Genomic DNA, 12,606 nt, shown 5'->3' with positions numbered 1-12,606 from the left:
CCATGGCCGACCCTCTCGTTCGCCTCGACAAGATCACCAAACGCTTCGGCGACACAACGGCGCTGTCGGAACTTGATCTCGATATCGCGCAGGGGGAATTCGTCACCTTCCTGGGGCCGTCGGGCTGCGGCAAGTCGACGACGCTGCGCATTCTGGGGGGGTTCGAACAACCCGGTTCGGGACGCGTGCTGCTGCGCGGCGATGACGTGACCCGGCTCCCCCCGGAACGACGCAACGTGAACATGGTCTTTCAGGACTACGCGCTGTTCCCGCATATGACGGTGAAGCAGAACATTGCCTTCGGGCTGGAACTCAAGGGTATGGGCAAGGCCGAGATCGCGGCCCGCCAGGACGAAATCATGTCGTTTCTCGAACTCGGAGCCTTTGGTGGCCGCTATCCGGCGCAACTGTCGGGCGGCCAGCGCCAGCGGGTCGCGCTGGCGCGGGCGCTGGCGCCGGACCCGGCGCTGCTGTTGCTGGACGAACCGCTGGGCGCGCTGGACGCCAAGCTGCGCGGACAGGTGCAGCAAGAGCTGAAATCGATTCAGCGACGCACCGACAAGACCTTTTTCTTCGTGACCCACGACCAGGAAGAAGCTCTGACCATGTCCGACCGCATCGTGGTGATGAACAAGGGAAAAGTGGAACAGGACGGCACGCCGGAGGATCTGTATTTCCATCCCGCGTCGCGTTTTGTGGCGGAATTCATCGGCGAAACCAATCTGTTGACCGGCGATCTGCGCGGCACCGACGGCGATGCCGTCGTGATGGACTGGTTCGGGCAAACCCTGCGTGGCCACGCGCCGGGCGGCATTCCGCAGACCGGCGCGCCGATCACCGCCTCGGTGCGGCTGGAACGGCTGGGCTGTCACGCGACACGTCCGGCGACGGCGAATGCCGTGCAGGGGCGTGTGGTGGGCAAGACCTTCCTTGGCAGTCGCATGGCGCTGGATCTGCTGGTCGACGATGCCCGGGGCGCACGGCTGCGGGCCTACGTGGACGCGCGGACGGGCCAGTCGGTCGGCGACGCCCCGGTCTGGATCGGCTGGGACGAATCCAGCATGGCCGTTCTGCGCGACTGATCGGCAGTATCGGTCAAGTCGGATCAAGGCAGCAGCAACAAGCGCGGCGGGAACAGCCGCGGGTAGGGCGGCGATCAGTCGGCCATCCGGGTCTGCCGCATCTTTTCAAGATGCCGCAACAGCGATGTCAGAAGATCAAGTTCCTCCGGAGGACCGGTAAAGCGTACACCGGCCTTGTTCCCGTCGGTCCAGCGCGGTGAAATGGAAAAAATTCCGGCGCCGGGGATGATCAAGCTGTCCATCACCTCATCGCGCTTTCGCGGGCTGCCCGGAAACCGCAGCTGTGCCCCCGACATCGACAGATCGACCGTGCGGCATTTGGTCTGCGCACCGCGATCGTATTCCACGATCACGTCGATGCCGCATGCGATTCGCATGACGGCGCGACGATTCTCATATTGGGCAGGGGGTTTTTGCATGGACGAAATTTCTCGCAATTCCTTTTATGAAACCTTACCTGTTGCGCCGCATGACCATGCAAAACCAATCCAGGCTGGACTATTGCAGAAATTTCATCGGCAAATTGCCGTCGCGCCGTTCTACCGGGCGGCCATGAGCGAAATCAGGGCCATATCGGCAGATAAAAGGCCCGGCTCCAACAGGAACCGGGCCTTTGACAACCGTCGTGGCCGAAGATCAACCAGGCCATATCGGCGCGCTAGCTCGCGCGGCGCTCTTCAAAGCTGAGTGCGATGAACTCGGGCATGTGATCGCCCATCCCCACGACATTCGAGTCGCGGTCACGTCCGCGCCCGCCACGGTCAGCGCGGCTGCGTGAGGGGGCGGCGGGCTTTCCCGTCGGCTCTGGCGCGGTGTCGGTCTTTTCCGCGGCTTCGGCGACGCGGGGTTCGGGCGTTTCCGCCCGCTCGGTGCAGGACGAACGCCGCGAGCGCGCAGGCTTCTGTTCCGCCACGGGCGCCGGATCGGCGGTTTCGGCATCTGACACGGCGCTTTCCTCGGGGGCGGTGCTGGCCACACCGGGAAGTGCGACGCGGGGAATGTCCTTCTGCAGCAGCTTTTCAACCGCATCAAAGTTCTTTTCGTCGCGCCCCGACACGATTGTAAAGGCCTTGCCTTCGCGTCCGGCACGCCCGGTGCGCCCGATCCGGTGGACATAATCCTCGGGGTGGCCCGGCACATCGAAATTGAACACATGGCTGACCGAGGGCACGTCAAGCCCGCGCGCCGCCACATCCGAGGCGATCAGCAGGCGGATCGACCCGTCGCGAAACCCGTCAAGCGTGCGCGTGCGCTGGCTCTGATCCAGATCGCCGTGGATCGGTTCGGCGTTGTAACCGTGCTTTTTCAACGATTTCGCCACAACATCCACGTCGACCTTGCGGTTGCAGAAGACGATGGCGTTGGTGCAGGCATCGCCTTCCATGTCGATCAGCTTGCGCAGGATGTCGCGCTTTTCGGTGGCCTCGCGATCGCGGCGGGATGCCTTGAAGAACACCGCGCCCTGGGTGATCGTTTCCGACGCGCTTGCCTGACGCGCAACCTCGATCCGCTCGGGGTTGGACAGGAACGTGTTGGTGATCCGCTCGATTTCGGGCGCCATGGTGGCCGAAAAGAACAGCGTCTGCCGGGTGAAAGGCGTCAGCGAAAAAATCCGCTCGATGTCGGGAATGAACCCCATGTCAAGCATTCGGTCCGCTTCGTCCACCACCATGACCTTGACATCGGTCAGAATCAGTTTGCCGCGTTCGAAATGGTCCAGCAGGCGGCCCGGCGTGGCGATCAGAACATCGACGCCCTTGTCGATGAGCGTTTCCTGTTCCTTGAAGCTGACGCCGCCGATCAGCAGCGCCTTGGTCAGCTTGACGTATTTGGCGTAGGTGTCGAAGTTCTCGGCCACCTGCGCGGCAAGTTCGCGGGTGGGGCACAGCACCAGGCTGCGCGGCATGCGGGCGCGGGCGCGGCCACGGGCAAGCGATGTGATCATCGGCAGCGTGAAACTGGCGGTCTTGCCGGTGCCCGTCTGCGCGATTCCCAGAACGTCGCGGCCTTCGAGAGCATGGGGAATCGCCCCGGCCTGGATCGGCGTGGGGGTTTCGTAGCCTGCTTCTTCGATGGCCTTGAGAACCTTGGGGTTCAGGTTGAGATCGCTGAATTTCGTCATGTGTGTCCGATTTTGGGTGCGGACAGCTGAAACTTTGGCCCGCGCATCTGATATGAGATCGGGCCCGGCTGGCCCTCCCGGAACGGCAATTGCCACCCCGATGAGGCGGCTTTTACCGGAATCACCGGGCAAAGGTCAATCAGACCGTTGATTCCCTGACAAAACGGTGTCGGAGCGGGGCCATGGCGCCGAGGTTGTTTCGATTCCCGCACCGTTTCGATACCGGATTTCTGTCTGGTGTGGTTTGCGCAGACAGTCAGTCTGCGCCGGGAAAATGCCGCGCCCGCAGCGATTCCAGCCCCATCCGGTGCCGACGCAGCAGCCCGTGGCGGGTCAGCCGGTCGATCAGGTCGGGCTGCGCGGTGCAGACTTCGGTGTGGAACCCGCGCAGGGCGTCTTCGCCCCCCGTGCGTTCGATCAGCGCGAACAGATCGTGCAGGTTCAGCGCGCCCGTCGTCCGGGCCTGCGGCTTGAGCTCGGTTCGATAAGACCCTTGCGTCATGCGGAATCGGTAGAGCGACCGGAAATGATCCCAGTCGCCCGCATGAAAATGGCCAAGCTCGGTGTCGGGCAGGGCGCGCATGCCGGGGTTGTCCAAACCGTCCAGCGTGACGTTGTGAATGCGGATGCCAAGTCCCTTCGTGCCGGCCCGAAACAGCAGCTTGCCCGCGACATGGCTCAGAAAGCCGCCGGACAGATGCCGCCCCCAGGTGGGAAAGCAGTCCTGCGCGGCCCGCTGGCGGGCGCGCTGATCTGCCGGGCACGCCTTGAACAGGGTTTCGGAAACATCCGAAACGGGCACCAGAGCCTCGACCGGGCGCACGCGGGCGCACAGACAATCGCGCGGCAGCGCGGCCAGCTGTTCGGCAAGCGGTCGGACGGGCAGCAGAAATTCGTCGGTGTCGATATGGGCCAGCCAGTCGACTTCGGGTTTGCGGTTGTTGGCATGCCGGGCATTGGCGCCCTGACGCAGCTGATGCCTGGCAGGCCGCCCGCCGCGTTTTTCCCACCAGGGCGCATCGGTGCGGAACACCCGCAGCCTGGGATGGGCGGACAGCACGTCCTGCGCGCGGGGCATGTCGTCATCGAGATAGATGAACACCCGGTGCGCGCCCTGTTCCAGATGCCAGGCGGCGAAATCCAGGATCTGCGGCAGAGCGGCATTGGTGGTGGTGACCGTACCCCAGCGCACGATCATGGCAGGTCTGCGAACACCCGTCGCACCGCCGGATCCAGGTCCAGCGGGCGGGTGACCAGCATGCCATGCGCATCGAGTTTCGCGCGCAATTCCGGCGTGTCGGCGCAGACCTCGTCAAAGAACAGGCGCAGGCTCTGGTCGCCATCGTCCTCGGCGGCCAGAAAGGCAAGCAGCTGTGCCTGTCCCATTTCGACCCGTTCCGAGCCCATCCGGTAGGACCCGCGCTCTTGCCGGAACGCAAGATGATCGCAAAAATGCTGCCAGCTCGGGGCGTGAAGATGGGCAAGGACCACATCCGCAAGCCGGCCGCGGTTGGTCACGTCCTCGCCCCGATATTTCAGGGTATGAAGACCAAGGCGGGTGTCGTCGATGCCGGTGCGGGCAAAGATCTTGCCCGAGGTATGGCTGAGGAAGCCGGCGTAAAGATGCATCCCGAAGGTTGGATAGATGTCCTGAAGCACCGTCTTGGGTTGCCTTGCGTGATGATGCGTGCGCTTGAAATGTTGCACAACGCCGTTATCCGCCGCCAATGCCTCGACCGGGGCAACGCGGGCAGCGGCATCCGTGCGCGACAGCCCGGCAAGCTGGTCCCGGATCGGGTGCCCGGACAGCAGAAATTCATCGACGTCGATATGGCCAAGCCAGTCGAGCTGTGTTGCTGTTTCGCGCAGGGCGCGGGTCGCGTTATGCGCCTGGCGCAGCTGGTGCTGATCGGGGCGGGGCTTGCCGGTGGCCTGCCACCAGCCGGCATCGCAGGCAGTGACGTGGATCGCCGGGTGCCGGGCCAGAAAGGCGGCGGTCTGCGCGTCGGGTTCGTCAAGATAAAGATGCAGCGCGTCGGCGCCCAGTTCGATGTGATGCGCCGCAAAGCGCGCGATCTGGCGCAACGGGCCGCGCAGCGTGGTGACAAGCCCCCAGCGCAGGGGTCGCGCGCTCAGGCGCGCCGCAGATGCGGGCACCGGGGCCGGATTGGTGTTCCCTTTGGCGGGCGCGGGGTCTTGCCTTGTCTTGCGGCGGCGCATGATCTGAAAGCGGCGAAACAGCGTGCGGTCGTCGTGGATCAGCAGGTCAAGCAGGTGATGGGCGAGCGGGCGCATGACCGGATCGCCTTCGGCCTCTGTCCAGAGCCGCCCGATCATGTTCACGTCGAGCCCGCCATTGGTGATCGAATACGGGGCCATGTCCATCGGCAGCGCGCCCTGCGCCTTGCGATCCAGTGTAAAGGGCCGGTCTGGGGGATGCCCGGAATAAAGCCGTTCGGATTCATACAGCTTCATCGTCCCGAACAGCACCGACAGCGCCAGCCCGACCGAACGTTGCTGCGCGTTCGCCCCGTGATCGCCGAAGGTGGTCACCGCGGACACAAGCCAGCGTTGATCGAGCCTGGCGATCAGGTGGTCGCCGTGAGACCGCCAGAGCCGCTGAAACAGCGCGGGCAGATGATCGGCAAAGCTGCGTTTGCGCAGATGCGCGATCAGCAGGGCGTTCAGAAACACCAGTTCGGTCTGGCCGGTCAGTTCGCAGCGCAGATCGTGGCGCTTGCGATGATAGGACGAGCGAAACGGCTTTGCCTCGGCGGGATCGGTTTCGGGATCGGTGACGATCCGCACGGCAAGCGGCGCAAGGTCAAGATCGGCGGGCGGCGGACATTCGCCCGGCGCATAGTCGATCGCGTCGCGCCGCCCCTCCATCTGGGTCAGCACCGCCGGCATGCCGCCGGGCCAGGTCGGGTTCCTTGGTGTGTTCCTGCTCATGCGACTATGATTGGCGTCATCGGGGGCGGGCTGCAATCGCCGCCTGGGGCGGGGCCGTGCTTTGGGCGGGCGGTGATGCAGGGACGCCGCGTCAGCGTGTCAAAGGAGGACCGTGGCACGGCCCGGAGGGCACATGCCGCAGAACAGGATGGAACAACCGGGCCGAAGGCAGGCTCACAGCTGGCTGAGACCGCCAAGCATGCCCGGACAACGGCGTTTGGCGCGGGTCATTCCCGCCCGGTCGCCGTTCAGTATCAGATGCCAGGTCGGCGCGTATCCGGGCGCCTGCGCGCGCGAGTAGGAACAGCCCTGCGGCGAAACCCACGTTTTGCCGGCATAGCCGGGCGCCGGCTGTGCCGAGGCGCCGCCGTTCTGGCCCTGCGTGGCGAGCACGGGATCGGACGCGATGGCAGCGGTGGCCAGGAAAAACGCGGTTGTGGCAAGCGCGAGGGGGCGGGTGATGATCGATGTTCTCATTTGGGTGGGATGCCTGTCGGTTTGGGTCTGTCGGTTTGGGTCGGTTGGTCTGGGTCTGTCGGTCGGAATCTGCCTTGGCTGAAATCGGTCGTGTCTGGACGTGTCTGATACGCCTTTCTGGGCCGGGGCAAGGCACGCCGGGGCACGCCATCCTGACAGAATGCACCGAACAGGTGAACGTTTCCTATAGATATAACATGCCCGGCAATGCGCCGCCTGTCACGGCGGGCTTGGCAAAACCCGCACTTTGGGGCAGAGCAGGGCGCATGAGCATCACTTCGTTTTCCCTGTCGGCCACCGATGGCAAAGCCCGCACCGGCGTGATCCGCACGCCCAGGGGCGAGATCCGCACCCCGGCCTTCATGCCGGTTGGCACCGCCGCCACCGTCAAGGCCATGTTGCCCGAACAGGTGCGCGCCACCGGCGCCGACATCCTGCTAGGCAACACCTACCACCTCATGCTGCGCCCCGGTGCCGAGCGGATCGCAAAGCTGGGCGGGCTGCACCGGTTCATGAACTGGGATCTGCCGATCCTGACCGACTCGGGCGGCTTTCAGGTGATGTCGCTGGCGTCCTTGCGCAAGCTGACCGAAGAGGGCGTGACATTCGCCTCGCACGTCGATGGCTCGCGCCATATGCTCAGCCCCGAGCGGTCGATGGAAATCCAGAAATTGCTGGGGTCAGACATCGTGATGGCATTCGATGAATGCCCCGCGCTGCCTGCGGATCGCGCGCGCATCGAACACAGCATGCACCTGTCGATGCGGTGGGCGCAGCGGTCGCGCGACGCGTTCGGCGACCGCCCCGGCCACATGCTGTTCGGTATCCAGCAGGGTGGCCTGGAACAGGACCTGCGCGGCCAGAGCGCCGAGGCGTTGCGCGCGATCGGCTTTGACGGCTATGCCATCGGCGGTCTGGCCGTCGGAGAGGGGCAGGAGGCGATGTTCGCCTGTCTCGATCACGCTCCCGACCAATTGCCGACGGACAAGCCGCGCTACCTGATGGGCGTGGGCAAGCCCGACGACATCGTCGGCGCGGTCAAGCGCGGCATCGACATGATGGATTGCGTGCTGCCAACGCGTTCGGGGCGCACGGGGCAGGCGTTTACCCGTCACGGGGTGGTCAATATCAAGAACGCCCGCCACGCGGACGATCCGCGCCCGCTGGATGCATCCTGCACCTGCCCCGCCTGCACGGGCTATTCGCGCGCCTATCTGCATCATGTGTTCCGCGCGCACGAGATGATCTCGGGGATGCTGCTGACCGCGCACAACCTGCATTACTTTCAACAGATCATGGAAGGCATGCGCGTCGCCATCGCGGCCGGGCAATTCGAAGCCTGGGAGACGGCGTTTCACGCCGGCCGGGCCGAAGGCGACATCCCGCCGCTCTGATGGTGTCGGTCCGGGCGCGGCGGGGATTTCGTCTCTGTCCGAAGTGCACAGGTGCCGTGCGTTGCCGCGCCAGACCAGTGTGCTAAATGGCGTTTCGCAAGCGATGCCCGTTTGGAGTGGCACCGTATGATAAAGGAGACCCACATGAGTGAAGCTCTGTTCACACCCACGGCCGCCGGCGCGATCGAACTGGCGAACCGGATCTGCATGGCACCGCTGACACGCAACCGTGCCGATGATGAAACCGGATGCGTCGGCGACATGCATGTGGAATATTATCGCCAGCGCGCCGGTGCCGGGCTGATCGTCACCGAGGCGACCCAGATTTCCCCGGTGGGCAAGGGATACATCCAGACCCCCGGCATTCACACCGAAGCGCAGGCTGCCGCCTGGCGCACCGTGACCGATGCGGTTCACGAGGCGGGCGGCAAGATCGTCGTGCAGCTTTGGCACGTCGGGCGCATCTCGCATACATCGCTGCAACCGGGCGGGGCAGCGCCTGTCGCGCCCTCGGCCATCGGGGCGGGCGCCATGACCTTCACCCATAACGGGTTCGAGGAGACCTCGGTGCCGCGCGCGCTGGAACCGGCCGAGATCGACGCCACCGTCGCCGATTACCGCGAGGCCGCGCGCCTTGCCATGGTCGCCGGTTTCGACGGTGTCGAGGTGCATGGCGCCAACGGCTATCTAATCGACCAGTTTCTCAAGACCGGGGCCAACACCCGCGACGACGCCTGGGGCGGCCCGATCGAGAACCGCGCGAAGTTTCTTTTCGACGTGCTGAATGCGGTCACCGACGAGATCGGCGGCGACCGGACCGGCCTGCGCCTGTCGCCGTTTTCGCCCGCAAACGAGATCGACGACAAGGACCCGCAAGCGGATTTCGAATATGTGGTGCCCCGGCTGAACGACTACGGCCTCGCTTATCTGCACATGATCGAGGGCGCCACCGGCGGATCGCGCGACCTGCCCGAGGGCCAGAGCATCGGGGCCCTGCGCAAGCTGTTCAACGGCCCCTACATGGCGAACAACGGCTATGACCGCGCCATGGCAATCGAGGCCGTGGCGTCGGGCGCTGCGGATCTGGTGGCTTTCGGGCGTCCGTTCATCGCCAATCCCGACCTCGTGGACCGGCTGGAACGCGACGCGCCGCTGAATGAGGGCGACCAGTCGACCTATTACGGCGGTGGCACAGAGGGGTACACCGATTACCCCACGCTGGAAGACGAAGCCGCCTGACGTCCGGGTGATCACCCTTTCGCGGTCCGGGCAGGCAACGCTTGCTCCGGGCCGTGTTCCGGTGCATCAGCGGGCACTGCATCTTTCCTACAGGGGAACCGAACCATGGATTACAGCAAGTCCGGCGGCGGAAAGCCGAGCAAGAACGCCCCGCGGTTCAACCCGAACGGCGCGTCGCCCAAGGGCAAGGCCGCCCAGGGCGGAAAGTCCAGCAAGGACGAACTGCTGGCGCGCATGAAGGCTGCCGCCCAGGCGAAAAAGGACGGCAGCGCGCCCGGCGCCTGATGGACCGCGCCGCGCGTCCGGACGTCTCATCATGCGCGCCCCCGGTCGTATCATCATGCGCGCCTTTTGGCATGAAGGTCTGAACACAGCCGGAAACCTTGTTTTCAATTGCCAACTTGCACGTTGGCCGCGGCAACGTCATGTTGTCCCAAACTTGGGCCGCAGTTGATTTGTCGATCGGGCGGCCCCACCTAATGCAGTGTCTAGGGGATGGCGGTAGCCGCCGGAACACCGGGGCCGGTCCATCCTGCCAATCGAAGGAATGCTCATGCAACAGGCTCTCAATTCCTCATATCCTGTGCTGCCGCTGCGGGACATCGTGGTTTTCCCGCATATGATCGTGCCGCTGTTCGTGGGGCGCGAAAAGTCGGTGAAGGCGCTCGAAGAGGTGATGGCGGACGACAAGCAGATCCTGCTTGCCGCCCAGATCGACCCGGCCGTCGACGACCCCGACGAATCCGGCATCTACCGCGCTGGCGTTCTTGCCAACGTGCTGCAACTGCTCAAGCTGCCCGATGGCACCGTCAAGGTGCTCGTCGAAGGCCAGAGCCGCGTCAAGATCACCGAATACATCGAAAACGACAGGTTTTTCGAGGCCAAGGCCGAATATGTGTTGGAAATGCCCGGCGACCCTGCCGCGATCGAGGCGCTGACCCGCACCGTGTCCGAGGAATTCGAACGCTACGCCAAGGTCAAGAAAAACATCCCCGAAGAGGCGCTGTCGGCGGTCTCTGATTCGCATGAACCGGCCAAGCTTGCCGATCTGGTGGCCGGCCATCTGGGCATCGAGGTGGACCAGAAGCAGGAACTGCTGGAAACGCTGGCGGTGTCCGAACGCCTGGAAAAGGTCTATGGTCTGATGCAGGGCGAACTGTCGGTGCTCCAGGTCGAGAAAAAGATCAAGACCCGCGTCAAGTCGCAGATGGAAAAGACCCAGCGCGAATATTACCTGAATGAGCAGATGAAGGCCATTCAGAAGGAACTTGGCGATGGCGAGGACGGCCAGAACGAGGTCGCCGAGCTTGAGGCGCGCATCAACGAGACCAAGCTGTCCAAGGAAGCCCGCGAAAAGGCCGATGCAGAACTGAAAAAGCTGCGCAACATGTCGCCCATGTCCGCCGAGGCGACGGTGGTGCGCAACTATCTCGACTGGATGCTGTCGATCCCGTGGGGCACCAGATCCCGTGTCAAAAAGGACCTTGGCCGCGCGCAGGAGATCCTCGATCACGATCACTACAGCCTTGAAAAGGTCAAGGAACGCATCGTCGAATATCTCGCGGTGCAGGCGCGTTCGCAAAAGCTGCGTGGGCCGATCCTGTGCCTGGTCGGGCCTCCGGGCGTTGGCAAGACCTCGCTTGGCAAGTCGATGGCCAGGGCCACCGGGCGCGAATTCATCCGCATCAGTCTCGGCGGCGTGCGCGATGAATCCGAGATTCGCGGCCACCGCCGGACCTATATCGGCTCGATGCCCGGCAAGATCATCCAGGCGCTGAAGAAGGCAAAAACCACGAATCCGCTCATCCTGCTCGACGAGATCGACAAGATGGGGCAGGACTTTCGGGGCGACCCTGCCTCGGCCATGCTTGAAGTGCTTGACCCCGAACAGAACTCGACCTTTGTCGATCACTACCTTGAGGTCGAATATGACCTGAGCAATGTTATGTTCGTGACCACCTCGAACAGCTACAACATGCCGGGTCCGCTGCTTGACCGGATGGAAATCATCCCCCTGTCGGGCTACACCGAAGACGAAAAGCTGGAAATCGCCAAGCGTCACCTTCTGGACAAGGAAGTCAAAGCGCACGGTCTGAAAAAAGGCGAATTCTCGGTCACCGACGGCGCGTTGACGGATATCATCCGCTACTACACCCGCGAAGCGGGCGTGCGGAACCTGGAACGCGAAATCGCCCGGCTGGCGCGGAAATCCGTGACCAAGATCGTCAAGAAAGAGGCCGAACATGTGGATGTCACGTCCGACAACATCGCCGATTTCCTTGGCGTGAAGAAATTCCGCTACGGGCTGGCCGAAGACCGCAATCAGGTCGGGGTGGTGACCGGGCTGGCCTATACCTCGGTCGGCGGCGATCTGCTGCATATCGAGGCGCTCAAGCTGCCGGGCAAGGGCCGGATGAAGACCACCGGCAAGCTGGGCGACGTGATGAAGGAAAGCATCGACGCGGCCTCGTCCTATGTGCGTTCCATCGCGCCGCAGATCGGGGTCAAGCCGCCGCGCTTCGACCGGATGGACATTCACGTCCACGTCCCCGATGGCGCGACGCCCAAGGATGGCCCCTCTGCCGGTCTGGCGATGGTGACCGCCATCGTTTCCGCGCTCACCGGTCTGCCGGTGCGCAAGGATCTGGCCATGACCGGCGAGGTCACGCTGCGGGGCAATGCCTCGGCCATTGGCGGGCTCAAGGAAAAGCTGCTCGCGGCGCTGCGCGGCGGGATCAAGACCGTTCTCATTCCCGAAGAGAACGAAAAGGATCTGGCCGAACTGCCCGACAATGTGAAGCAGGGGCTGGAAATCATCCCCGTGCGCCATGTGTCCGAAGTGCTCAAGATCGCGCTGATCGGCACACCCGAGCCGGTGGATTGGGATGAAGAGGCCGAAGAGGCCGCTGCCGCGCTTGCCGCCAAGGATGGTGACAAAGGGACAAGTGCCGTCGCGCATTGACGGTCGTAACAGACGGACAAAGGGCGCCGCTGACCGCCCCCAAGCCCCTTACCAGATGTGTGGAAGATTGCGCGCTGCCATTGGCAGCGCGCTTTTTCGTTCATTCTCCGAAGAGATCCCGCTCGTAGACCTTACCTTTGGCGAGGCCGAGTTTCATCGCGGGCGTTCGCTTCGTGTCGCGCGATCCCATCCAGTTGTGATGGAATCGGCAGATCTCGATGATCTTGACCGGCATCTCGGGCTTGTAGAGGAAGTGCCGATCCCAGGCGCGTCCATTCGCGCTTGGCGTGGAGACCGGCCGTGAGGCCAGCCGCACATTGCTGCGAATCTTGTGGAAATAGCTATCCACGCTCCGCAGCGTGGCGAGACGCATCAACC

The 12,606-nt window shown here is 63.9% G+C and carries 11 protein-coding genes; 5 read left to right on the top strand and 6 right to left on the bottom strand.

Going from position 1 to position 12,606, the window contains the following annotated elements; genetic code table 11:
* Positions 1-2 precede the first annotated feature (2 nt).
* Positions 3-1,082, top strand: a complete 1,080-nt coding sequence (locus ATI53_RS10990) for an ABC transporter ATP-binding protein (RefSeq protein WP_111550413.1) — start codon at positions 3-5, stop codon at positions 1,080-1,082.
* A gap of 74 nt (positions 1,083-1,156) precedes the next feature.
* Here ATI53_RS10990 and ATI53_RS10985 read toward each other — a convergent pair whose 3' ends face one another.
* The 5 genes from ATI53_RS10985 to ATI53_RS10965 all read right to left on the bottom strand — a co-directional run bounded on the left by ATI53_RS10985 (position 1,157) and on the right by ATI53_RS10965 (position 6,633).
* Positions 1,157-1,459 (bottom strand): PilZ domain-containing protein, encoded by a 303-nt coding sequence (locus tag ATI53_RS10985; protein ID WP_034451952.1) that lies wholly within the window; start codon positions 1,457-1,459, stop codon positions 1,157-1,159.
* Positions 1,460-1,740: 281 nt separating this feature from the next.
* Positions 1,741-3,204 carry a DEAD/DEAH box helicase gene (locus ATI53_RS10980; RefSeq protein ID WP_111550411.1) on the bottom strand — a complete coding sequence of 488 codons (1,464 nt, stop codon included), beginning with the start codon at positions 3,202-3,204 and terminating at the stop codon, positions 1,741-1,743.
* 256 nt (positions 3,205-3,460) lie between these two features.
* Complete coding sequence (locus ATI53_RS10975; RefSeq protein ID WP_111550410.1) at positions 3,461-4,402, bottom strand: glycosyltransferase family 2 protein; 942 nt, start codon at positions 4,400-4,402, stop codon at positions 3,461-3,463.
* Entirely contained in the window at positions 4,399-6,156 is a 1,758-nt protein-coding gene (locus ATI53_RS10970) for a glycosyltransferase family 2 protein (RefSeq protein WP_170134557.1), read from the bottom strand. Before ATI53_RS10970 ends, ATI53_RS10975 begins: the two co-directional genes overlap by 4 nt.
* 174 nt (positions 6,157-6,330) lie before the next feature.
* A complete protein-coding gene (locus ATI53_RS10965) occupies positions 6,331-6,633 on the bottom strand; it encodes a hypothetical protein (protein WP_111550408.1) in 303 nt (100 codons plus the stop codon).
* A 266-nt stretch (positions 6,634-6,899) separates the two neighbouring features.
* Here ATI53_RS10965 and tgt point away from each other — a divergent pair, with 266 nt between their 5' ends.
* The 4 genes from tgt to lon all read left to right on the top strand — a co-directional run bounded on the left by tgt (position 6,900) and on the right by lon (position 12,228).
* Positions 6,900-8,027, top strand: coding sequence for a tRNA guanosine(34) transglycosylase Tgt (gene tgt / locus ATI53_RS10960; protein WP_009503605.1), 1,128 nt, complete (start codon positions 6,900-6,902; stop codon positions 8,025-8,027).
* Positions 8,028-8,171: 144 nt separating this feature from the next.
* Positions 8,172-9,266 carry an alkene reductase gene (locus ATI53_RS10955; protein WP_009503604.1) on the top strand — a complete coding sequence of 365 codons (1,095 nt, stop codon included), beginning with the start codon at positions 8,172-8,174 and terminating at the stop codon, positions 9,264-9,266.
* Positions 9,267-9,371: 105 nt separating this feature from the next.
* The gene (locus ATI53_RS10950; protein WP_009503603.1) at positions 9,372-9,551 is read left to right on the top strand and encodes a hypothetical protein; all 180 of its coding nucleotides are present in this window, start codon (positions 9,372-9,374) and stop codon (positions 9,549-9,551) included.
* Between the two features lie 268 nt (positions 9,552-9,819).
* Positions 9,820-12,228, top strand: coding sequence for an endopeptidase La (lon, locus tag ATI53_RS10945; RefSeq protein WP_009503602.1), 2,409 nt, complete (start codon positions 9,820-9,822; stop codon positions 12,226-12,228).
* A gap of 100 nt (positions 12,229-12,328) precedes the next feature.
* On the opposite strand, the gene ATI53_RS23260 is transcribed toward lon, so the two are convergent.
* Positions 12,329-12,606 (bottom strand): hypothetical protein (locus ATI53_RS23260; RefSeq protein ID WP_211315396.1); only part of this gene is annotated, 278 nt, incomplete at its 5' end.

This window comes from Salipiger aestuarii (genome assembly GCF_003259905.1).
Taxonomy (GTDB): Bacteria; Pseudomonadota; Alphaproteobacteria; order Rhodobacterales; family Rhodobacteraceae; genus Salipiger; species Salipiger aestuarii.
Note: the sequence above shows the minus strand (reverse complement) of the source record. Positions and strands in the feature narration are given on the sequence as shown.